17 protein-coding genes are annotated in these 23,830 nt (G+C 43.3%); 8 read left to right on the top strand and 9 right to left on the bottom strand.

Annotated features, from left to right (window positions below; translation table 11 throughout):
* Positions 1 to 262 precede the first annotated feature (262 nt).
* Positions 263 to 1,177, bottom strand: a complete 915-nt coding sequence (locus tag EXZ60_RS13730) for a TIGR01777 family oxidoreductase (protein WP_088728727.1) — start codon at positions 1,175 to 1,177, stop codon at positions 263 to 265.
* Positions 1,178 to 1,405: 228 nt separating this feature from the next.
* Between EXZ60_RS13730 and yfcE the strand changes: the two genes are divergently transcribed.
* Positions 1,406 to 1,963 (top strand): phosphodiesterase, encoded by a 558-nt coding sequence (gene yfcE, locus EXZ60_RS13725; protein WP_208891632.1) that lies wholly within the window; start codon positions 1,406 to 1,408, stop codon positions 1,961 to 1,963.
* A 17-nt stretch (positions 1,964 to 1,980) separates the two neighbouring features.
* Here the strand turns inward: yfcE and EXZ60_RS13720 are convergent, their stop codons facing one another.
* From EXZ60_RS13720 to EXZ60_RS13710, 3 genes are all read right to left on the bottom strand, one after another.
* On the bottom strand, positions 1,981 to 2,259 hold the full coding sequence (locus EXZ60_RS13720; protein WP_017045494.1) for a SelT/SelW/SelH family protein: 279 nt from the start codon (positions 2,257 to 2,259) through the stop codon (positions 1,981 to 1,983).
* An 83-nt stretch (positions 2,260 to 2,342) separates the two neighbouring features.
* The gene (locus EXZ60_RS13715) at positions 2,343 to 2,894 is read right to left on the bottom strand and encodes a regulatory protein ToxS (protein WP_013857309.1); all 552 of its coding nucleotides are present in this window, start codon (positions 2,892 to 2,894) and stop codon (positions 2,343 to 2,345) included.
* On the bottom strand, positions 2,869 to 3,735 hold the full coding sequence (locus tag EXZ60_RS13710; protein ID WP_096036207.1) for a transcriptional regulator: 867 nt from the start codon (positions 3,733 to 3,735) through the stop codon (positions 2,869 to 2,871). Before EXZ60_RS13710 ends, EXZ60_RS13715 begins: the two co-directional genes overlap by 26 nt.
* 258 nt (positions 3,736 to 3,993) lie before the next feature.
* Here EXZ60_RS13710 and htpG point away from each other — a divergent pair, with 258 nt between their 5' ends.
* From htpG to hemH, 3 genes are all read left to right on the top strand, one after another.
* The gene (gene htpG, locus EXZ60_RS13705; protein WP_013857307.1) at positions 3,994 to 5,901 is read left to right on the top strand and encodes a molecular chaperone HtpG; all 1,908 of its coding nucleotides are present in this window, start codon (positions 3,994 to 3,996) and stop codon (positions 5,899 to 5,901) included.
* A gap of 318 nt (positions 5,902 to 6,219) precedes the next feature.
* Positions 6,220 to 6,864 (top strand): adenylate kinase, encoded by a 645-nt coding sequence (gene adk, locus EXZ60_RS13700; RefSeq protein WP_208891630.1) that lies wholly within the window; start codon positions 6,220 to 6,222, stop codon positions 6,862 to 6,864.
* A 115-nt stretch (positions 6,865 to 6,979) separates the two neighbouring features.
* Positions 6,980 to 7,945 carry a ferrochelatase gene (hemH, locus tag EXZ60_RS13695; protein WP_094146926.1) on the top strand — a complete coding sequence of 322 codons (966 nt, stop codon included), beginning with the start codon at positions 6,980 to 6,982 and terminating at the stop codon, positions 7,943 to 7,945.
* 91 nt (positions 7,946 to 8,036) lie between these two features.
* On the opposite strand, the gene EXZ60_RS13690 is transcribed toward hemH, so the two are convergent.
* Positions 8,037 to 9,425 (bottom strand): peptide MFS transporter, encoded by a 1,389-nt coding sequence (locus EXZ60_RS13690; RefSeq protein ID WP_094150907.1) that lies wholly within the window; start codon positions 9,423 to 9,425, stop codon positions 8,037 to 8,039.
* A 307-nt stretch (positions 9,426 to 9,732) separates the two neighbouring features.
* On the opposite strand from EXZ60_RS13690, the gene rfaH reads away from it, so the two are divergent.
* On the top strand, positions 9,733 to 10,233 hold the full coding sequence (gene rfaH / locus EXZ60_RS13685; RefSeq protein WP_013857303.1) for a transcription/translation regulatory transformer protein RfaH: 501 nt from the start codon (positions 9,733 to 9,735) through the stop codon (positions 10,231 to 10,233).
* An 81-nt stretch (positions 10,234 to 10,314) separates the two neighbouring features.
* On the opposite strand, the gene asnB is transcribed toward rfaH, so the two are convergent.
* The 4 genes from asnB to nagA form a co-directional block, all read right to left on the bottom strand.
* Positions 10,315 to 11,979: an asparagine synthase B gene (gene asnB / locus EXZ60_RS13680; RefSeq protein WP_017045499.1), complete on the bottom strand. Its 1,665-nt coding sequence runs from the start codon at positions 11,977 to 11,979 to the stop codon at positions 10,315 to 10,317.
* Positions 11,980 to 12,251: 272 nt separating this feature from the next.
* Positions 12,252 to 13,838, bottom strand: a complete 1,587-nt coding sequence (locus tag EXZ60_RS13675; RefSeq protein WP_019282279.1) for a cation:proton antiporter family protein — start codon at positions 13,836 to 13,838, stop codon at positions 12,252 to 12,254.
* A 99-nt stretch (positions 13,839 to 13,937) separates the two neighbouring features.
* Complete coding sequence (locus EXZ60_RS13670) at positions 13,938 to 15,152, bottom strand: ROK family protein (protein WP_026028126.1); 1,215 nt, start codon at positions 15,150 to 15,152, stop codon at positions 13,938 to 13,940.
* 2 nt (positions 15,153 to 15,154) lie between these two features.
* On the bottom strand, positions 15,155 to 16,291 hold the full coding sequence (gene nagA / locus EXZ60_RS13665) for an N-acetylglucosamine-6-phosphate deacetylase (protein ID WP_277435851.1): 1,137 nt from the start codon (positions 16,289 to 16,291) through the stop codon (positions 15,155 to 15,157).
* A gap of 489 nt (positions 16,292 to 16,780) precedes the next feature.
* Here nagA and nagE point away from each other — a divergent pair, with 489 nt between their 5' ends.
* The 3 genes from nagE to EXZ60_RS13650 all read left to right on the top strand — a co-directional run.
* Positions 16,781 to 18,268: an N-acetylglucosamine-specific PTS transporter subunit IIBC gene (gene nagE / locus EXZ60_RS13660; RefSeq protein ID WP_277435850.1), complete on the top strand. Its 1,488-nt coding sequence runs from the start codon at positions 16,781 to 16,783 to the stop codon at positions 18,266 to 18,268.
* 328 nt (positions 18,269 to 18,596) lie between these two features.
* Positions 18,597 to 20,267 carry a glutamine--tRNA ligase gene (gene glnS / locus EXZ60_RS13655; protein WP_088732089.1) on the top strand — a complete coding sequence of 557 codons (1,671 nt, stop codon included), beginning with the start codon at positions 18,597 to 18,599 and terminating at the stop codon, positions 20,265 to 20,267.
* Positions 20,268 to 20,493: 226 nt separating this feature from the next.
* A partial coding sequence (locus tag EXZ60_RS13650; protein ID WP_277435849.1) for a FimV/HubP family polar landmark protein occupies positions 20,494 to 23,830 on the top strand: 3,337 nt, incomplete at its 3' end.

Here is a 23,830-nt window from a genome sequence, read left to right as displayed (position 1 = left end):
AATATTAAAAATAGTGTCAGCGCAACACCGACACTGAGCCAATTTAATTGGTGTAATGTCATATTCGTCGTACCACATGTAACGCTTTGTATTGGATTAACTGGGATATCCAGAGTTGTATCATGTCACATGAATGTTACGAATTAATGACAATTAAGTTGGTTGTGCTACTTTATGCAACCGTCGGTTTATCCACTGATAAGTATCGCTTTTGTCATTATCGCATACCTTGCTATTCACAAAAAATATAGGCCAGTTTTGGTTAAGCACGATGTTGTAATATATTTTTCAACGCAGGTTCTAGGTGTGAAAACTGGAAGTGAAATCCTAGCTCGGTTAGCTTTTTAGGTTTTGCTCTAATACTGTCAAACAGTAAAACAGCCGCTTCACCCATTGCAAGGTTTAGAACCCATTTGGGAGTGAATAGTATGTGTGGTCGACGTAATGTTTTCGCCAATAGCTGGCTAAAATGCTTATTAGGTACGGGATGTGGAGCACAGAGGTTAAAAGCACCTTGTGCATGTGGCATGTCTAATAAATAGGCTATCGCTCGTGCCATATCTAATAAGTGGATCCATGGCATATACTGTTCACCCTTACCAAGAGGGCCGCCCAAGCCTAAACGGTAAGGTGGCAGCATTTTCTTTAAAGCACCACCATCGCTAGCGAGCACGATCCCCGTACGCAATAGGCACACTCGAGTTTTTTCTGATTGCGCTTGGAGGGCGATGCGCTCCCATTTTTCGCAAACGTGATGAGGAAAACTTTGTTGGTGCACATGTAATGTTTCATCAAACGGATGAGACTGTTGGTCACCATAATAGCCGACGGCCGAGCCACTGATGAAAACGGAGGGGGGTTCAGTACTGGCATGGATGAGTTCAACTAACCGCTCTGTTATTTCCCATCGACTAGCGCAAATGATCGCTTTTTGCTGTTTGCTCCAACGTTTGTCGGCGATCGGTTCTCCTGCAAGATTGATAATGGCGTCAAATTGATTCGCGTCTTTTAAACTCGCTAGGGAAGTCAGGTAGGTGATACTACCTTTGTCTACATGGGCGAGCTGCTGCTTAGCTCGCTCTATATCGCGCGTGAGGAGGTAGATATTGTGCGTGAAAATCTGTTTCATCAGCTCTTTACCGATAAAGCCAGTCCCTCCCGTTAATAGTATTTTCATGTTTCTACCTCATTGGTCTGTGCGATATCACCTAAATGGTGGTGATGAGAACGATAGCCATGTTAGTTAAGTGGCGATGCTTGTTTGCCATCTAACCTAATATAGGAAACTTATTTAGCATACGTGAATTGTTCGTGGTGATAAATGACAATGTTTATTCATAACTCGAGATGGCGAAGTGTGCTGAAATTCGTACAATCTATAGCTCTAAAATACGGAGATAAAAGTATGAAGTTGTTTTTTGCTTCGGATTTACACGGTTCACTGCCTGCTACTGAAAAAGTGCTCAGTCTATTTGAACAGTCAGGTGCAGACACTTTAGTACTGCTAGGAGACCTTTTAAATCATGGTCCGCGTAATCCTATACCTGATGGGTATAATCCGACCGCAGTGGCGGAGTGCTTGAATCGATGGGCGCCGCATATTGTGGCGGTCAGAGGCAATTGTGATAGCGAAGTCGACCAAATGCTGCTCGACTTTCCGATGATGATGGATTTTTGTTGGGTAGTTTTGGAGCCAGGAACTCGTTTTTTCTTAACGCATGGCCATCAATATAATGCTCAAAATAGGCCACCATTAAAAAAAGGTGATGTTTTGATCCATGGCCACTCGCACATCCCTATGGCGCAAGGTCAAGATGATGTCATTATTGTCAACCCGGGGTCCGCGACCTTTCCACGTAATGAATTTCCCCCAAGCTACGCTATTTATACGGATGGATTATTTCAAGTAATGGGGCTAGAGGGGCAACGACTGGCACAATATCGTTTAGCGACTAGCTCTTAAACTGGTCGCTATCTGATTTACCTGTTGTCTGAATGACCCAGATCTCGCTCTGGGTCAATGATATCTCTGACTCGTTGCTTAAGAACTTTTGCTTCAGGGAAACCACCATCATGTTTACGTTCCCAAATACGTTGCCCATTGCACATGATTTCAAATCGTCCCCCTGTATCAGGGTAGAGACGCACAGATTCAATTTCTTCACTAAAAGTATGCAGTAACTCTTGGCTTAGCCAAGTGGCTCGAAGCATCCAATTACACTGGCGGCAATAGTAGATCTCAATATTGGCTTTTTCCATGGTGTACCTTTTGTGAAGAAGTAAGGGCCATTCGCAACAAAGGACCTTTCGACCCTTCAGTAAAGTTACAGATTACTCGATGGCTAATTGATAAACAGCACTGTCGAACCATGGCTTAGGCTGGTGAGCAATAATGTTTTTTCATTGACGACATCAATACGTCGGCTTTGTTGAGCATCCATCTTGAAAAATTGAGTAATCAGTTCTAATTGCTCAGGGGTAAAGTCCTTACTTTGACTAGAACTAATGTTTTTAAATTCGCTAGGCGATATCAATAAGTAGCTATCACTGATATCCCAGGTGCCGGTTTCTGAGATATTAATGAAACTTTCACTTTCACCACCCACGGCGAATAACTTCACATTTGACATTCTAATATAAGTACCGTTAGGTAAATATTTTACATTCGAATTGACATCAACCCGACGGATTGGCCCAACAGAATCATTCTGTTGACTGCGTTTTACCACAGTGACCATTTTAGATTGCCATTCTTGCGCCGTTAGGATTTGTTCTATTTTTAAATCACTGCCCCAGTATAACCAACTACTGAATAGTGCAGAGATAGCTAAGATGAGGGTTGCCACTTTTGGATTCATATTTATGCCCTTATTTACACACGTTGGCCAAATCATCTTGGTTAGCTAAAATTCGTAAAGTGACATTTTCACCCGAGAACTCAGAACTATGGATGTAATTCAATACGAGCTGATTATTTTGACCACCAGTCGCAATCACCTGCTTAGGTGCCAGTTCTCCAGTATGTGATTCATTGTATTTTTTTACGCATTTTTCAATAGAAGGTAACCATTTGTTTAGGTCTGGATGATTTATGGGCGTATTCACAACTATATTGTTATAAACCGCAATCTGTTTAAATTTTGATTGTGCAGGGCTAGTTAATAGGAGAGCCAGGATAGGTAAGAAAAGAGCCACAACCAACATCAATTTGCTTTGCAGTGTTAACTTTTCTCTCCCTATTTTTACTTTCGCGAGTGGATCTGTCGTCACGGTTCGGGATGTTGTCTCTTCGGGTAGCGAAGTGGTATCCGCGTCAATGTCTTGGATAGACTCACTGGCCAGTAACGGTTCCTCTTCAGGCTCGTTGGTGGTGTTTTTTTGTGAGTAGGGGGTTGCTCGAGTCACCGAGGCGATCATTTGATAACCTCGTTTCGGCACGGTTTTGACGAATTCTGGTGATTTGGTTTGATCTTTCAACATCTTACGAAGTGTTGAAATCGCTTGAGTTAAGCTTGAGTCATCAACTTCAAAACCTTGTTCACGCCACACAAACTCATGCAGTTCATGGCGTGTAATGACTTCATTTGGGCGTTCACAAAGTAGAAGTAAAATTCGACTTTCGTTACTACCAAGGCGAACAGCCTCTTGTTCGTTTTCTTGTTCAAGCAAAGAGTTACTATTGGGATCAAACGTGAATCGGTTAGCAAGGATGAATTTTGTGCCTATGTTACTCATGATAATCTTCTTATTGTTGGCATGTTTAACCGTCCATCAACCTAGCCTGCTTGGGGAAGCAATTGATGAAACATTATGCTAGTTTTTATTTTCTTTGATAAAAATTACGGCAAGCATAATCAAAATAAATGAAAAAAACAGTGTTTTTATGATTATTGACCTTGAATTTACAATTGCCAGCCTCATCTTACTAGCAAATCATCCTTGGTTGCACACTCTGTGTGTGAATGAAAATAACTCAGATGTTATGGAGCTAGTATGAGCGAAACGGCTACTACCAATAAAGAAACTCGTGGTTTTCAATCTGAAGTCAAACAGTTACTTCATCTTATGATTCACTCTCTTTATTCCAATAAAGAGATCTTCCTTCGCGAATTAATTTCAAATGCCTCTGATGCTGCGGATAAACTTCGTTTTCAAGCGTTGTCTAATGCCGATTTATATCAAGGTGATGCCAACTTAGGCGTTAAATTATCGTTTGATACCCAAGCGAATACGCTGACCATTTCAGATAACGGTATTGGTATGAGCCGCGAAGATGTCATTGAACATCTCGGTACGATTGCAAAATCCGGCACAGCGGAGTTTTTCTCTAAGCTATCCCAAGATCAATCTAAAGACTCTCAGCTTATCGGTCAGTTTGGGGTGGGTTTTTACTCGGCCTTCATCGTCGCTGATGCGGTCACTGTAAGAACTCGCGCTGCGGGTTTACCTGCTAACGAAGCGGTTCAATGGTATTCACAAGGTGAAGGTGAATATACAGTAGAAAGCATTAATAAAGAGTCTCGTGGAACCGATATCATTTTGCACATGCGAGAGGAAGGCAAAGAGTTCCTTTCTGAATGGCGTCTGCGTGATGTGATTTCTAAATATTCAGACCACATTGGAATTCCAGTTTCTATCCAAACCAAGGTTCGTGATGACGAAGGTAATGAGACTGAAGAGACCCAGTGGGAACAAATCAACAAAGCACAGGCGTTGTGGACGCGTTCTAAGTCAGAAATCAGTGATGAAGAGTATCAAGAGTTCTATAAACACGTTTCCCATGATTATGCTGACCCACTGGTGTGGAGCCATAACCGTGTAGAAGGTAAAAACGATTATACCAGCCTACTTTATATTCCAGCGAAAGCACCTTGGGATATGATGAATCGTGATCATAAATCAGGCTTGAAACTTTATGTTCAGCGTGTATTTATCATGGATGATGCTGCGCAATTTATGCCGTCCTACTTGCGCTTTGTCCGTGGTTTAATCGACTCAAACGATTTACCGCTTAATGTTTCACGCGAGATTTTACAAGATAACAAGGTGACTCAATCATTGCGTAATGCTTGTACCAAGCGTGTATTGACCATGCTTGAACGTATGGCGAGCAATGATGCTGATAAATATCAAACCTTCTGGAAAGAGTTTGGTTTGGTACTCAAAGAGGGGCCTGCAGAAGATTTTGCTAATAAAGAGAAGATCGCCAGCCTATTGCGCTTCGCCTCGACCGAGGTTGACTCAGCAGAGCAAACGGTTAGTTTAGCGGCTTATGTTGAACGGATGAAAGAGGGGCAGGATAAAATCTACTACCTCACCGCTGATAGCTATGCAGCGGCCAAAAATAGCCCACACCTAGAGCAGTTTAAAGCCAAAGGTATCGAAGTTATTTTAATGTTTGATCGCATTGATGAGTGGTTGATGAACTACCTCACTGAGTTTGATGGAAAAATGTTCCAATCCATCACCAAAGCAGGGCTAGATCTGAGCCAGTTCGAAGATGAAGCGGAAAAAGAGAAGCATAAAGAGACTGAAGAAGAGTTTAAATCGGTGGTTGAACGTACGAAGCAGTACCTTGGCGATCGTGTCAAAGAGGTTCGAACTACTTTTAAACTGGCAAGTACTCCAGCGGTTGTTGTGACCGACGATTATGAGATGGGTACGCAGATGGCAAAATTGCTTGCTGCGGCTGGTCAACCGGTACCAGAGGTGAAGTATATTTTGGAACTTAACCCTGAACATGCGTTAGTGAAACGGATGGCCGATGAAGCGGATGAGCAAGTATTTGGTCGCTGGGTTGAAGTTTTACTAGGTCAAGCGACGCTTGCTGAGCGTGGTTCGATGGAAGATCCGTCACAATTCCTAACCGCAATTAATCAGCTTTTGACTAAGGTTGAATAGCTAACTGGCTAACAAAAAGCTCGCAACTGCGAGCTTTTTGCTTTGAATAGCGATTCTCTGCTGAGAACGAGCGATATTTTAGGCAAACTTGCAGCGAACATCCGGCTAAGATTATATTCTTTAGTCTTAATCTGGTTAGTCGCTTAAATTTGTATGTTAGAATGCATCGCTTGAATGCGATCGGTAAGCTGTGTATGTTGCTCGCCGAATTATTATTCACTCATCTCATTACCGTTATACCGAAACTTACCGTTGGTTTTAAGTCTCATCTGGTTGTGAGCTTCGGTATAAATCATAATTTTCTAAAGAGGATTAAACATGCGCATCATTCTTCTAGGTGCTCCCGGTGCAGGTAAAGGCACTCAAGCTCAATTCATCATGGAGAAGTACGGTATTCCACAAATCTCTACTGGTGATATGTTACGTGCTGCGATTAAAGCAGGTACTGAACTTGGCAAAAAAGCGAAATCAGTGATTGATGCTGGTCAACTCGTTTCTGATGAAATCATCCTTGGCTTAATCAAAGAACGCATCACCCAAGCCGATTGTGAAAAGGGCTTTTTACTCGATGGTTTTCCTCGCACGATTCCTCAAGCTGATGGCTTAAAAGCAATGGGCATAAATGTTGACTATGTGATTGAGTTTGATGTTGCCGATGACGTTATTGTTGAGCGTATGGCGGGACGTCGTGCTCACTTGGCTTCTGGTCGTACCTACCACGCCACTTACAACCCGCCAAAAGTGGAAGGTAAAGATGACGTAACAGGTGAAGATCTTGTCGTTCGTGATGATGACAAAGAAGAAACCGTTCGTGCTCGTTTAGGTGTTTACCACGAGCAAACAGCGCCACTGATCACTTACTACGGTAAAGAAGCACAAATGGGTAATACGAAATACCTAAAATTTGATGGCACTAAGCCAGTTGCTCAAGTTAGCGCTGATATTGAGAAAGCATTAGCATAATTGGCTCAGTATAGGCTTGTTAACTTTGTTATAGTGAAAGCGACCGAAAGGTCGCTTTTTTTATGAACTTTCCTACCGCAAATTCGTACTCAATAATTAACAATGAAATGGATGAATGGAAGTAATGCAAAATAATCAAAAACAGGGTGTGCTATTGGTTAACTTGGGAACGCCGAGTGAACCGACGGCATCGGCAGTAAAACGATTTTTAAGCCAATTTTTACATGACCAACGTGTGGTTGATATGAGTCGTTGGATCTGGTGTCCATTATTACATGGTGTGATTCTTCCGCTGCGAGCCCCCAAGGTTGCTAAGTTATATCAATCTGTTTGGATGGAAGAAGGCTCTCCTTTGATGGTGTACTCTAAACGCCAAGTGCAAGCGTTAGAACAGTATCTCGGTACACCAGTGGAACTTGGTATGACCTATGGTTCACCAAGCCTTTTAGAGGGTATCAACACATTATTGGAGCGTGGCGTTGAAGAGATTGTGGTGCTGCCTCTGTACCCTCAATATTCTGGTACTACTACGGCTGCCGTGTTTGATGGCCTTGCCAAAGCGATGAAACGTATGCCTGTGACGCCCAATTTACGTTTTATTCGTGATTATCATAATCACCCTGCTTATATACGATCTTTGGCGAGTAAAGTCCGTGACTCTTGGCAACGTAACGGGCAAGGTGACTATTTGCTTTGTTCCTACCACGGTATCCCTAAGCGATACGCCGATAACGGTGATATCTACCCACAGCATTGCCAAAAAACCACAGAACTTTTGGCACAAGAACTTGGTTTGAATGCTGACCAAATCGGCCTGACCTATCAGTCTATTTTTGGACGTGAAGAGTGGCTACAGCCTTATACGGATAAAACATTAGAGGCTCTGCCAAGCCGCGGTATTAAAAAGTTGGATATCATCACTCCCGCCTTCTCGGTGGATTGTTTAGAAACCCTAGAAGAGATAGCTGAGCAAGGTAAAGAAACTTTTATTCACGCTGGTGGAGAATTGTTTACCTACATTGAGTGCCTAAATGATTCGGCAATGCATATAGAAATGATGGCTTCCTTAGTTAAGCGCTGATGAGTTGAATTCTTTTCTAGTACAAAAACGGTCACTATAGCGTGACCGTTTGTCATTATTATTCTTGAATTACTACTAGGTATATTTGAAGCTAAACCAACTGAGTTTGTTGCTCTTCAATTTCTTCAGCGTAGCTTGTCGCTCTTTCTGCACCGTGCATCCAACGGACGAGCGTGTTAGAGCACAACAGTAAAATGACGCCGCCAATGGTTGCTGTTACTGCAATACCGCTGAAGATAGCCATCGCACCAAGCTCTCCCACATGAGAACCTACATGGCCTGCTACATAATTCGCGATTGCGTTACAACCGAACCATGCTCCCATCATTAATGAAGCAAGGCGTAGTGGGGCTAGTTTAGTGACAAGCGATAGACCAATTGGTGATAGACACAGTTCACCCAAGGTATGGAAGAAGAAGGCACCGACAAGCCATAGCATTGATGTTTTTACGGTAGTGTCACCACCTTGTTCCATAACCGCACCAACCATACATAGGAAGCCTAGGGCTAAGAAGAACATCGCTAATGCAAACTTCATTGGCGAGTTTGGTTCACGCTTACCTAATTTTACCCATAATACGGCTAATACAGGGGCAAGAGTAATAATGAAAAATGGATTTAACGATTGGAACCAAGCCGCAGGTATCTCAAAACCACCCATCATACGATCAGTGTATTGCTGCGTGTAAATGTTCATTAAACCACCAGCCTGTTCGAAACCCGCCCAGAAAACAATAGTAAACAAACTCATCACAAGGATAACTTTGATACGATCTACTTCTGCTTTCGTTAGTGGTTCTTTATTTGCTGATTTTTTCAGTTTTAGATCGCGCTTAGCTGCTGGTTCGCGGCCAATATTACCAAGCCATGATTGAGCCATTGCCATTTGCATCACAAGGCTGATCAGCATACCAATACCAGCGGCCACAAAACCGGCTTTCCAACCAAATGAGTTAGTAACTGAACCAGAGATCACACCAGCAAGTAGCGCACCTAAATTGATCCCCATGTAGAAGATGGTGAACGCGCCATCACGACGGTTATCACCTTCATTATATAGGTCACCAACCATTGTTGAGATATTGGGCTTAAATAGACCGTTACCACAGATAAGCAGTGCAAGGCCTAAATAGAAAGTGTGTAGAGAGCCAATGCCTAGCACATCTGCAGGCAGTGCTAGCGTAAATTGACCAATGGCCATTAACGCTCCACCCAATAAAATAGAACGGCGTTGCCCAAGGTAGTTATCTGCAAGGTAACCACCAATAAGCGGTGTGATGTAGACTAGCCCTGTATAGGTGCCGTAAAGATCGAGAGCATCTTTAGTCGACCAACCTAGACCGCCATTCATCGTTGCGTCTGTAAGATAAAGTACCAAAATGGCGCGCATCGCATAATACGAAAAACGCTCCCATAGCTCTGTGCCAAAAAGTAAAAATAGGCCCCTTGGGTGCCCAAAGTATTGATGTTGGTTTGTCATAAGAATTATTAGTATTTGAGATGAGAAAAATTGTGCTTTAGATATACATGGGCTTTTAGCGTATCGCAATGAGCAAAATCAGTGTTTTATTCTGGTATTATTAACTAACTCATTGTTTTTAAAATGCATGTCTATCAATGCTCAAAGTTTTGTTGCGTTATGAAAACTTATCTTTCATTACTGATTATTTGAATTTGCCTTGTTCGGACATTAAGGGTTTATTTTTGTGTTCAGTTTATTAGCCGTTTATTGAGGAGGAGGATGGTGTTAGGATTCAAGAAAAAGAAAAGCAGTAGCTAGGAATAAAATGAAACGTTGGTATTTGTTGTATTGTAAACGTGGCGATCAGAGGCGTGCTAAAGCACACCTTGAAAACCAAGGTGTCGAATGTTTCTACCCAGAAATTGAACTAGAGAGAATTCTTCGGGGTAAGCGGCAAGTTGTCAAAGAGCCACTTTTTCCCTCCTATATGTTCATTTACTTTGATTTTGAAATTGGCCCAACCTTTACTAGTGTGCGCTCTACTCGCGGTGTGGTTGATTTCATCCGATTTGGTTCACATCCGAAGGAGTTGGACAGTGATTTGATCGAGGAATTGAAGTTACTCGACCAGTTAAAATTACCGGTAGCATCGTTCAATATTCCAGAAAAAGGGCAGGTAGTTCGACTTAAGGGTGGGCAGTTCTCAGGAATTGATGCCATTTACCAAGAGCCCGATGGTGAGACGCGATCGATTATGCTGGTTAAAATGATCAGCCAAGTGATACCGATGAGCATTGATAATAAGCATTTAGAATTAGATTCGTGATTGACTCTCTACGGTAAGCTCTTTAGACAAATAAAAGGCGCATTTTGCGCCTTTTATTTACTTTATTAGCCAGCGTTTTGGTTAGTACGCTTCATTATGCACCGCTTTGACAGCTCGGCCTGACGGGTCAATACAATTTTTAAAGGATTCATCCCACTCAATTGCTTTGGCGGAAGAACAAGCTACAGAAGGACCTCCAGGAACGCATTGTGCAGCAGACTCTAACGGGAACAGCTCTTCGAAGATCTCGCGGTAAACATACCCTTCTTTTGTCGCTGGAGTATTATATGGGAAGCGGTATTTTGCTGTTTCCATCTGTTGATCGGTAACTTTTTCTTCAGCAACACTCTTTAGTGTGTCAATCCAGCTATAGCCCACACCATCGGAAAATTGCTCTTTTTGACGCCAAGCAATCGAGGCTGGCAGATAATCTTCAAAGCACTCACGTAGAATGTGTTTTTCCATCTTGCCATTGCCACACATTTTGTCAGCAGGGTTAAGCCTCATTGCAACATCAATAAACTCTTTGTCTAGGAAAGGAACGCGTCCTTCCACTCCCCAAGCCGCTAAAGATTTATTAGCGCGAGCACAGTCAAACAAGTTCAACGCCAGCAGTTTACGCACAGTTTCTTCGTGGAATTCTTGCGCGTTTGGTGCTTTGTGGAAGTATAAGTAACCACCGAAGATCTCATCCGCTCCTTCGCCGGAAAGTACCATTTTGATACCCATAGCTTTGATTTTCCGCCCCATCAAATACATCGGAGTAGAGGCTCGAATTGTCGTCACGTCATACGTTTCAATATGGTAAATAACATCACGAATAGCATCTAAACCCTCTTGGATGGTATAAGTCATTTCGTGGTGTACAGTGCCAATTTTTTCAGCCACTTCACGAGCCGCTTTAAGGTCTGGAGCACCGTCTAAACCCACCGCAAAAGAGTGAAGCTGTGGCCACCATGCTTCTGATTGTTCATCATCTTCAATTCGCATTGCGGCGTAACGTTTCGCAATGGCTGACGTAATTGAAGAGTCCAATCCTCCAGAAAGCAAAACACCGTAAGGTACATCTGTCATCAGTTGGCGCTTAACGGCCGCTTCTAATGCTTGTTTTAGCTCTTCTTTACTGCTGCTATTGCCTTGGACTGCCGCATATTCATTCCAATCTCGAATATAGTAGCGCTGTGCGCCTGCCTCTTTCGAGCTGTAGTAACTACCAGGAGGAAATTCACTGATAGTTTTGCAAATGCTTACCAAAGCTTTCATTTCGGATGCAATGTAGTAGTTACCGTGTTCGTCATGGCCTTGGTAAAGAGGAATGATACCAATATGGTCACGCCCGATGAGGTACTCATCTTTTTCTTCATCATAGAGCACAAAGGCAAAGATGCCGTTGAGTTCTTCAAGTAGCGCGGCACCCATGTCTGCATAAAGCGCTAATATCACTTCGCAGTCAGAGTCGGTTTGAAAATCGTATTTACCTTGGTAACGAGCACGAATTTCTTTGTGGTTATAAATCTCACCATTGACCGCTAATATGTGCTTTTTATTTGGGCTGTAAAGTGGTTGTGCGCCGCTGTTTAAACCGACAATAGAAAGGCGCTCATGAGCCAAGATTGCTTTTTCTGAAGCATAGATGCCAGACCAGTCAGGGCCGCGGTGCCGCATTTTTTTAGACATCTCTAGCGCTATTGGGCGTAACGCTGTTGCATCACTTTTAATATCAAGAATGCCAAATATAGAACACATACAACTTCCTTTTGATGATTTTTAATCTGTTGGACCTAATTTGCCATTCTGGTTAAAAAAAGCAACCATATGGTGTCGTTAATATCACATAAGACGTATCTTGGTGAATGTAATTTAAATAATGCTCACTTTATATGAATTTTTTCTATTTGTTTTCTATTTTTGAGCGATGGTGGGTAAATTATGCCCAACTAAGCTCTGGGGCCGTATTGAGTTGGGCATAGAAATGACAATGTTTTACCTAAAAATTGCGATGGCTTACCTAGACATTATTACGGTTTAGTAAAATTAGGTTGGAGTTGTTTACATACGTGACGGGCAAAACCGCTACCCGCTTCGCTATAGATGTTGAATGCTGCATCAACACCACTTTCCAATAGTGATTCCAATTGGTCTGGGTATTCGGCGATGGCTGCGATTTGTCCTTTAAAATTACGGTGTTGTAACTGCGATAGTGCGATTTGGTTACCCTGATGATGCGGCATAGCAAGTAGTACGAGTTTTACATTACCAGTGTCTAGAATACGCTCCCAAAAATCAGGGTCGGTTGCATCACCAGCAATAACATTGCGCCCTTGTGAGCGGTGATCATGAGCAACCTCTTCTCGGACTTCTATGCCTAAACTTATTTTGCCATAACGAGAGCGCAACTCATCATATGCACCGGTACCGATGCGGCCCATCCCTAATATGAGTACCTGAGCATGACCTGGATTAATTAATTGATCTTTGGTGTTGAGTTTTTCAGCGGCATGTTCTTTGAGCCATTGCCGTGAATGTTGATAGAGTTCATGGCCTTTACGGCTTATTGGGGCTGCGATTACAAATGAAATGGATACCGCAATGGCCAGTGCGACCAATATATCACCCGACATCCATCCCATTTTGAAAGCAAGTCCTCCCACAATCAGCCCGAATTCACTGAAATTGAATAAAGACAAGGTGGCTAACAGTGAGGTTCTCACTCGGAATTTAAAGCGGTTGAGTACCCAAAAATAGAGGATACCTTTGATGGGAAGCAGCAGTAAGAGCAACAATGCGAGCGCAAACCCAGTCATTGTGGGCTGTTCTGATAGTCCAATATTGAGGAAAAAGCAGACGAGAAACAGCTCTTTTAGATTAAAGAGTGATTTTGACAGCTCAGATGCTTTGCGATGGCCTGCTAGCAGCATGCCTAAAATCAGAGCACCAAGATCGGGTTTCATCCCAACCAATTCAAATGATCCTGCTCCGACCACTAAGGCAAAAAATATACCAAACAGAACAAGCATTTCACCGTGACCAACCCAGTCGAGCAGTTTGTAAAATAGTGGCCGCATAAAGGGTAGGATCAATAAAGTGGCAGCGTACCAATGAGGAAGTTTTCCTGTCGAGACGGTTAAAAATATGACAGCAAAGATATCTTGCATCACAAGAATACCGATGGCGATAGTGGCGTATGTCGCGTTCATTTCTCCTTTCTCTTGCAGTGATTTCACCGCAAAAACAGTACTGGAGAATGACAAAGCAAAACCAAGCAGAACTAATTGTTCAATTGACATCGAGGCCAGAGAGCTAACCCCTAAATATTTGAATATCAATAAAGCAATGCTGAAAATCCCTGTCGAAAGGAGGTTATGAACCGTGGCACCAGCCCAAATCTCTCTCGCAAATAAGGTTTTAATCTCTAGCTTAAGTCCAATTGTGAACAGCAATAAGGTAACCCCTAGATCGGCTAGGGTCAGAATGGTATCGCTGCTGTGGTAGCCAGCAGCATTAAGGCCAAACCCAGCAACTAAAAAGCCAACCAACGGAGGTAAATTGCATTTCAAGGCAATAAACCCTGCGAAAAAAGCCGTTGAAATTAGGATAAGTTCCATAAATTCCTTTAGTAATGCTTTGGTTTAAAAATAATGTTTTGGTTGTAAAAAAGGCTGTGTCATGACGACACAGCCTTTTATTATAATTCAATCGGTTGCTTAATCGCCAAGTAATTTTTGAAGTAAAACACCATTTAACATTGCCCGTTTAATCATAGCAAATGCACCTATGGTTGGTTGTTTATCAATCTGCGACGCGACTATGGGTAAATTGGTGTGGAAAGTTTTGAGTGATTGATTCTCTACATTTCGTTGAATCGCGGGGAATACGATCTCTTGAGCGGCTGTAATTTGACCTGCAATTACCACTTTTTGTGGGTTGAACAAGTTAATGGTCATCGCAATGGCTTTACCGAGTTGATTACCCACTCGAATTAAGCTCTGTTTTGCTAGCTCATCACCGAGATTGGCGTGCTCACATACATCATTGATGGTAATGCTCTCTATATTCGCTAGGCTAGATTCATAGCCCTGAGCAATCAGTTTTTTAACACGAGATATAATAGCCGGGTTTGCGGCTACCGTTTCTAAACAGCCGAAATTTCCGCATTGACACTGTTCGCCGAGTGGGTCGATTTGGATATGACCAATTTCACCTACGTTACGGTTATAGCCTAGGAATACTTGACCATTGACGATAATGCCAGCCCCAGTTCCTCGGTGAACGCTGACTAGGATAGAGTCTTGACAGTCTTTGCTGGCACCAAAATAATGTTCGGCAAGCGCCATACCGCGCACGTCGTTGCCAACAAAACATTCAACATGAAAATTATCACGAATGATGTCACCTAAAGCGAGTGCATCAATAGCAATGTTGGGCATGTATTCTACGACACCCGTTTCTGGGTTGACTAAGCCGGGTAGGGCAATACCAATGGCAATGAACTGTTCGATTCGCTCTTGCTGTTGTTTGATAAAGGTATTGAGGTGGAAAAGGAGCCCCTCAATTAATTGTGTTTGGTGAGAATAGTGAAACTCGTGATAGTCCGACGCGAGTTCTTTACCCCCTAAATTATACAGGCTGAGCTGAATGTAATCTCGGCCTAAACGTACGGCGACAGAGTGAAAAGGGGCGACTTCGGTTGTTAAGGAGATGGCTCTACGTCCGCCAGTAGAGGCTTGTTGTGCGACCTCTTTAATGAGGCCGCGTTCTAGAAGTTGGCGGGTTATTTTTGTAACACTTGCTGGAGCAAGTTGGCTCACATCGGCAACTTGAATACGAGATATCGGACCTTGTAGGTCGATCAATCGGTACACTGCTGCGCTGTTGAGTTGTTTGACTAAATCTACGTTACCTATTTGTCCGCCATTCATTATCAATTGTGCTCGTATTGTCCGTTAACAACCGTCGCCTGAACATTGAAGTCTCTATCAAATGCAGTGAGGTTCGCCACCATGCCTTTTTTAACTCGGCCTAGTTTGTGATCCACACCAATTGCTTTTGCCGGATACAGAGTTGCCATCCGCAGAGCTTCGTCCAATGCGATACCAACGTGCTCAACAGTGTTTTGCACTGCCTCAATCATAGTGAGTGCTGAGCCGCCCAGTGTGCCGTTTTCATCAACACACTTACCATCACGGTAATATACTTTCTTACCGACAAAAATAAAGTAATCCATGTTAGCGCCTGCAGGAGCTGTGGCATCGGTCACTAATACAAGCTTTTCGCCTTTGATTTTGTGAGCAATTCTGATGTTAGCATAATCAACATGAAAGCCATCAGCAATAATGCCAGCATAAACTTCTGGGGTGTCATAAATTGCACCAACGACACCGGGTTCACGTCCAACCATCGGCGTCATGGCATTAAATAAGTGTGTGGCAAAGGTGATGCCTGATTCAAAGCTTTTACGTGCTTCAGTATAAGTTGCGTTAGTGTGACCAATCGATACCACAATGCCAGCTTTCACCAGACGTTCAATGTGTTCTGGATTGTTGTGCTCTGGCGCCAATGTCACTTTAGCAATCACATCGCTATTTTCACACATAGTGGCGATCATGTTGTCATCTGAAGGGCGGATGAAATCCACACTGTGAATGCCCTTTTTCATCACATTAAGATATGGCCCTTCAAGGTGTAAACCCAGTGATTGGTTTTTATATTTAGAGTGATATTCACGTGCGGCAGAAATCGCTTTGCACATGTCTTCGTCTGAAGAGGTGATTAACGTTGGCAAAAAGCTTGTGCATCCTGATTTTAGGTTGGCTTTATGCATGATCTGCATCGTAGTCGCGGTTACTTCATCATTCAGCATCACACCGCCACAACCATTCAATTGCAGGTCGATAAAGCCTGGGCTTAGGTTTGCACCATTTAAATCTTGTGTCGCTATATCTTGTGGTAAATCCGCAATAGGACAGACCGCTTCAATCAACTCGTTGTTGATAATCACAGCATGGTCAACTAGCACATCACTGCCAGTGTAGATTTTACAGTTAGTTAGTGCGTACATAATCATCAAATCCTTATCTATCAATATTTTATAAATTTGGCGAGGCGACGAAATGAAAGGTGGAATGTGCCAGTACGGTGCTTTCTTTTCTTACTTCAATTAGGTCGCGAATTATCTTGCTAGCAAACAGCCAATGCTGGATGACATTAAAATTAAGTGCTCGTTTTGACTGGGTTATTTGATGGTTATAGTTTGCATTTTATACGAAAAAAGCCAGTCGGGGTTGTTTAGCTTACATGCTATTCGACGATGAAACAGGCAAATATTATCGCCTAATTTCCATTTTTTTTAATTGTAAAATAAGTTTTATGATCTCGCTAGCAAAAACCTTGGTATTTGGCAGATTGTGGTGATTATGATCACAAATGATAAGGTTTTAATTTGCGGAGCAAAATTAATATCATAAACTGAGTTTGACTAAATTGAGCGACTAAAATAAGTGGCTCAACCAAATACAAAAAATCCTAAATCCTATAGGGGGAACTTAAGGTGAATATTCTTGGATACTTTCAAAAAGTAGGCAAGGCGTTGATGGTACCAGTTGCCACATTGCCAGCTGCCGCGATACTAATGGGTATTGGTTATTGGATCGACCCAAATGGGTGGGGTTCAAACAGTGCCTTGGCTGCATTCCTGATTAAAGCAGGTGCTGCAATCATTGATAACATGTCTGTACTGTTTGCTGTTGGTGTGGCTTACGGTATGTCTAAAGATAAAGACGGTGCTGCTGCATTGTCGGGGTTTGTTGGTTTCTTAGTCGTGACGACTTTGCTTTCTCCAGGAGCCGTTGCACAGATCCAAGGTATTGATCCAAGCGCAGTTCCTGCTGCTTTTGGTAAAATCAACAACCAGTTTGTTGGTATTTTAGTAGGTATTGTTTCTGCTGAAATCTACAATCGCTTCTCTACTGTAGAATTGCATAAAGCATTAGCCTTCTTCTCTGGCAAACGCCTAGTACCTATTTTGACGTCGTTTGCTGGTATTTTTATCGCCTTCGTTCTGATGTATGTATGGCCGCATGTTTATGGTGGTCTAGTATCGTTTGGTGAATCGATTCAAGGTCTAGGTTCTGCGGGTGCAGGTATCTATGCGTTCTTTAACCGTTTGCTAATCCCTGTTGGTCTTCATCACGCACTGAACTCAGTATTCTGGTTTGACGTTGCGGGTATTAACGACATTCCTAACTTCTTAGGTGGTGCAAAATCTATCGCTGAGGGTACAGGTATCCCAGGCGTAACGGGTATGTACCAAGCAGGCTTCTTCCCTATTATGATGTTTGGTCTACCTGGTGCGGCATTGGCTATTTACCACACATCTACAGCGAAGAATAAAGAAAAAGTTGCTTCTATCATGATTGCAGCTGGTTTTGCTTCATTCTTTACCGGTGTAACTGAACCTCTAGAATTCTCGTTCATGTTCCTTGCTCCTGCACTATATGTATTGCATGCAGCATTGACGGGTCTATCAGTATTCATTGCTGCTTCAATGCAGTGGATTGCGGGTTTCGGTTTCTCTGCAGGCCTTGTGGATATGGTATTGTCATCACGTAACCCACTGGCGGTTAATTGGTACATGCTAATAGTTCAAGGTATTGTGTTCTTTGCTCTCTACTATGTGATTTTCCGTACCGTTATTTTGAAATTTGGCCTTAAAACACCAGGTCGCGAAGATGACGACAGCGATTGCAAAGTATCAGGCGCGAAAGAGTCTTCTGAGCTCGCTAAACAATACCTTAAAGCTCTAGGCGGTCACAGCAACCTATCTAACATCGATGCTTGTATCACTCGCTTACGTTTATCTGTCAATGACATGAGTATTATCGACGAGAAAACATTAAAAGCATTGGGTGCCATGGGTGTGGTGAAACTGGGTACTAATAACCTACAAGTTATCTTAGGCCCTCTTGCTGAAATCGTTGCTGGTGAGATGAAGTCTATCAATGCAAACGAAGATCTTTCTAGCGTGAAACTTCCTTAGTCTTAATCGCAACGGATGATTAGGTTATTTTAAAGCCTCTGCTTTATGCAGAGGTTTTTCTTATTCATCAAATGAGCGCTATTCAAATTTAAGGCTGCCCACAACGGTAGCTTTTGCCTATTTCTTACGCCCTTTGCCTGAAATTTTGCTTAGCCTAGCCAGACAAAAGGCAATGTCTTGAAATAATCGCAGGAAATGCCCACTTTTTATTGTGCAAGAGCGGATAATTGTGGATCATTAGCGACAAACTTTCTGTTTCTGCAAGCATTACTGCTCTTACATACAGAAAAATCTTCTGACGATACTAAATAATTTTGAGGTGCTATAGATGAGTGAAGCTGAGGCTCGTCCATCGAATTTTATTCGCCAAATCATTGATAAAGATTTAGCGGATGGCAAACACACAAGTGTGCATACTCGTTTTCCGCCCGAGCCAAATGGTTACCTGCACATCGGTCATGCTAAATCTATCTGCTTAAACTTTGGTATTGCTCAGGACTATCAGGGACAGTGTAATTTACGTTTTGACGATACAAACCCTGAAAAAGAAGATATGGAGTACGTTGAGTCAATCAAAGCCGACGTGAAATGGCTCGGCTTCCAATGGTCTGGTGATGTTTGTTATTCGTCAGATTATTTTGACAAACTATACCAATACGCGGTTGAGCTGATCCAAAAAGGTCTGGCTTATGTTGAAGAGCTCAGTCCAGAAGAGATCCGTGAATATCGAGGTACATTGACTCAAGCAGGTAAGCCAAGTCCGTACCGCGATCGCAGCATTGAAGAAAACCTAGCCCTATTTGAGAAAATGCGCGCTGGTGGTTTCGAAGAAGGCAAAGCGTGCCTACGTGCCAAGATTGACATGGCATCATCCTTTATGGTGATGCGCGATCCTGTGCTTTACCGTGTTCGTTTCGCAGAGCATCACCAAACGGGTAATAAATGGTGCATTTATCCAATGTACGATTTTACCCACTGTATCTCGGATGCCTTGGAAGGGATCACGCACTCAATTTGTACCCTAGAGTTTCAAGATAACCGCCGTCTGTACGATTGGGTGTTGGAAAATATCACGATTGATTGTCGACCACATCAGTATGAGTTTAGCCGTTTAAACCTTGAATACACGGTAATGTCTAAGCGTAAACTAAACCAGCTGGTTACGGAAAAATTAGTGGATGGTTGGGATGACCCACGTATGCCGACGATTTCAGGTTTACGCCGCCGTGGATTCACACCAGCATCGATTCGTGAGTTTTGCAAACGCATAGGTGTGACAAAACAGGAAAATATGATCGAATTCAGTTCGTTAGAGTCTTGTATCCGTGAAGACTTAAACGAACATGCGCCTCGCGCCATGGCGGTTCTTGACCCTGTAAAAGTGGTGATAGAAAACTTTGAGGCGGGTAAAGTCGAGACGTTAACGCTGGCAAATCATCCAAACAAGCCTGAAATGGGCGAACGTGAAGTTCCATTTACTCGCGAATTGTGGATTGAACGTGAAGATTTCCGTGAAGAAGGCAACAAGAAATACAAACGTTTAGTGCTAGGCAAAGAAGTTCGCTTACGCGGCGCTTACGTAATAAAAGCAGAGCGCATTGAAAAAGATGCACAAGGCAATATTACGACAATATTCTGCACTTACGATGTGGATACTCTGGGTAAAAACCCGGCTGATGGACGCAAAGTAAAAGGTGTTATTCATTGGGTATCCGCCGATAAAGCCTTGCCAGCTGAAATTCGTTTGTATGATCGCCTATTTACCGTTCCCAACCCGGCGGCGGCTGACAACTTTGCCGAAACCATTAACCCAGATTCATTGGTTAAAATTAATGGTTTTGTTGAGCCTAGTTTGGTGTCGGCACACGCGGAGCAAGGTTATCAGTTTGAGCGCATGGGTTATTTCTGTGCTGACTCGAAAGATTCTAAACCAGAAGCGTTGGTTTTTAACCGCACAGTGGGTCTACGTGACACTTGGGCAAAAATAGACGCAGAGTAAGCTTAAGTACTATTTAAAAAGGTCAGCCAATGCTGGCCTTTCTTTTTATTATGGTACTGTTTTTGTCTGAGCAAGCTCACTTAGCGGGGAAAAATGTGTGAGATTCCTGCGATTATCGTAGTCGTGACACATTTTTTACCTTGCGTCCTATAGTTTTGCTAGCGTTATCCGATATATTAAACAGATCATCGTATTTATTTATTCCAAGCACATAGCTGAGCCTTATATGCGTCAAATTTTTCAGCGTCTACTGTTGCCGATAGCAATGGTTGCCGTGACTCAGACTTCTATCGTTAGTGCCGAGAGCATTCGCCTGGTTGGGCCGAATGGTGAGATCCAGTCTTCTCCTCAATTTTCAGAAAATCTCACTCAAACTCGTAATCTTCAGCAGGCTAATAGCCAACCATCGACGTTTTTTGGGCCAACCTTAGACAGCGACACTTTGTGGTCTATTGCCACTCGACTACGCCCATCGAATAACGTCACTGTACAACAAACCCTGCTGGCCATTTATCGGCTAAACCCTCAGGCGTTCGAAAATCAAAATATTCACAGTTTGATTCCGGGTAGCAACTTACGTGTTCCATCATTGGCACAGGTAAATAGTGCGCCCACACAAGAAGCGGTCAATATCATGGCCGCGCATCAAGCCAAATTGAATGCTAATACGGCGCAGCCAACAGCGCCTGTTACTGCTGCTTCTACAGCTTTGCCTGAAAAAACAATTGCCTCTACTGCCGCTCAACCAGTTGTTGAAAAGACGAAGAGTGAGCCTGTGCTAAAAGATATTGGCACACAAGTTGCGAAATCTGATACTGAATTACTGGCGCTTGAAGAGAAAAATCATAAGTTACGTTTGATGCTGGCAGATGTTCAATCTGAAGTCGATGCACTCAAAGGAGAACTCGGTGACGAAAACCGCATTCGCTCTGAAGTTGAAAAGCTACTTGATGAAGAACGTAGAAAAGCATTAGAGGCGCAAAAGCTTGCACCAAGTGCACTTGATCAACTGCTTTCCAACTCTTGGTTGGTCGCCGCTCTCGCCCTTATTCCTGGCCTGTTAATTGGTTTACTGGTTGTGATGTTGCTTGGCCGCCGATCCAAGCCAACGGAGCAGCCTGTTGTCACTCAAGGTAATCAAGAGCCCATAACGCCAATGGCTGCTGGCAGCCTTGAAGATATTGACGATGATTTAATGCTGGATGATGACTTGTTTGGTGAGTCTGATGATAGTGAGAAGTTATTTGGTGACGACATCACACTGGATGATGAAATCGATGACAATGCTGAGCAAGAATCGGACATTTTTGCCGATTTAGACGATACAGATTTAGACTTCAACCTCGAAGGTGAAGATGGCGAAGACCCATTTGCGAGTATCGGCGATGATGGTGATCTTGCTGCGGATTTAGAAGATTTGACCGCTAGCAGTAACGGCATCAGTGTTGGTGCTGACGAAAAAGCTGTCGGTCTCGATGAGATGGCGCGAGCTTTAGACGAAGCGTTATTAGATGAAGATGACGGCGAAACAGAATTTGATTTATCCGATGATGATGATTCCATTTCTGAAGACGACATTGACGCGTTATTGGCTGGAGATGATAAAGCTGAAGATCTCGGAAGCGATACTTTAGATCAATCGCTACTTGACGATTTGTTTGCCGCCAATAGTGATGACGATCATCATGATAGTTTTGACTTTGATTCATTATTGGATGAGTCCGAAGATGATTTCAACTTGGATTCAGAAGAGCCCGAGCTAGCAAAAACCGGCGGTAACTTCGATTTAAAAGAAGCAGAGCTAGCGTCGGATAGTGAACTTGATGATCTATTCGCAACGATTGAAGCGCAATCTGACCTCACCTCAATAGAAACTGATTCCTCCACTGAAACAGCGCTGCTGGATGAATTATTAGAAGAGCAAGATGAAGACGTCCTAACAATTGATAGCGACAGTGTCGAATTGCTCGATGAGCTACTCGGTGATGATGAAGAGAGCGAGACAGACTTATCGGAAAGCACCGACTTACTTGAAGAACTTGTGCAGCCCGATAAAGACATCGCTTCGAGCGAAGAAGATATTGATGATGTTGACTTCACTGGTGATCAAACTCTGTATGAGTTATTGGGTGAAGAAACTACGGAATCCGACATTGAAACCGAGCTGGATGAGAATAGTACAGAGCTATTGGACGAACTATTTACTGACAATGGTTCTGAATCACTTGAGTTTGAAAAGGCAGGCCAAGAGCAAGAAGGTGCTGAAGATAAGGATAGTCTCGCTGAAGAAGATGGTACGGCATTATTTGAAGAGTTGCTGGAAATCGAGCAGCATGCTCAGAATATCGAAGAGACCGAACAGCAAAATAGCGAGTTTTTGGATAATGAAAACGATAGCGTTGAAGATTCCGAGTTTAACAGCGACATCTTCATTGACGATCTGCTAAGTGCCGCTCCTGAAAAAGATCCTCTACTGGATGATGAACAGATGGGAGTGGTTGATGGCGACATCGATGAAGAATTTATCGACGACTCATTTGATTTTAACCCAGAAATTGAAGGGGCAAGTTATCCGGATCTGAAGCCGAATGAGGAGCAACCTCTAAACAGCTCGACATCCCCGGAAAAAATAGAACCCGCACAGGTTAGCAAACCAGAAGTCAGCCCTAACGAATTTGGAGTTCCACAAGATGAAGACTGGGACATTGGTGAGCTAGAAGAGGAAGAACCAAGCCAAGCTGATGTTGAGCCGCTTCAAACCAATTCAGCAGAATCATCGGCAAAGGACCATGTTGAGGAGCTCCACGATGACAAGTTAGTGGAGTTAGAAGAAGAAGATCTCCTTGCTTCCTTTAATGAGCCATCGCTAGAAGAACAGTCACAGAGCGAGCTTTCCGAAGTCCAACTGCCAGAGCCGTCAGAAGAAGACGCGCTGGCGGATGCGATAGCCGAGCCTCAAGAAGCGGCGTCAGAGCCTGTTGCTCAAGAAAGTTTTGAAGCGATTGACGAGCAAGCCTTACCTGAATTTAGTGAAGAAGATGCACTTGCTTCAATCAACGAGCCTCCCCTAGAAGAAAAGGAAGACGAGAGCGACCTTACGGATCTTGAGCTGCCAGAGTACACAGAAGAAGACGCGCTGGTGGATGCGATAGCCGAGCCTCAAGAAGCAGCGTCAGAGCCTGTTGCTCAAGAAAGTTTTGAAGCGATTGACGAGCAAGCCTTACCTGAATTTAGTGAAGAAGATGCACTTGCTTCAATTAGTGAGCCTTCTCTAGAAGAAAAGGAAGACGAGAGCGACCTTACGGATCTTGAGCTGCCAGAGTACACAGAAGAAGACGCGCTAGCGGATGCGATAGCCGAGCCTCAAGAAGCGGCGTCAGAGCCTGTTGCTCAAGAAAGTTTTGAAGCGATTGACGAGCAATCCTTACCTGAATTCAGTGAAGAAGATGCACTTGCTTCAATTAGTGAGCCTTCTCTAGAAGAAAAGGAAGACGAGAGCGACCTTACGGATCTTGAGCTGCCAGAGTACACAGAAGAAGACGCGCTAGCGGATGCGATAGCCG

This window comes from Vibrio sp. 1151_11 (genome assembly GCF_029478525.1).
Taxonomy (GTDB): Bacteria; Pseudomonadota; Gammaproteobacteria; order Enterobacterales; family Vibrionaceae; genus Vibrio; species Vibrio anguillarum.
The sequence above is the reverse complement of the archived record's forward strand: the minus strand, read 5'-3'. Positions and strand labels throughout refer to the sequence as shown.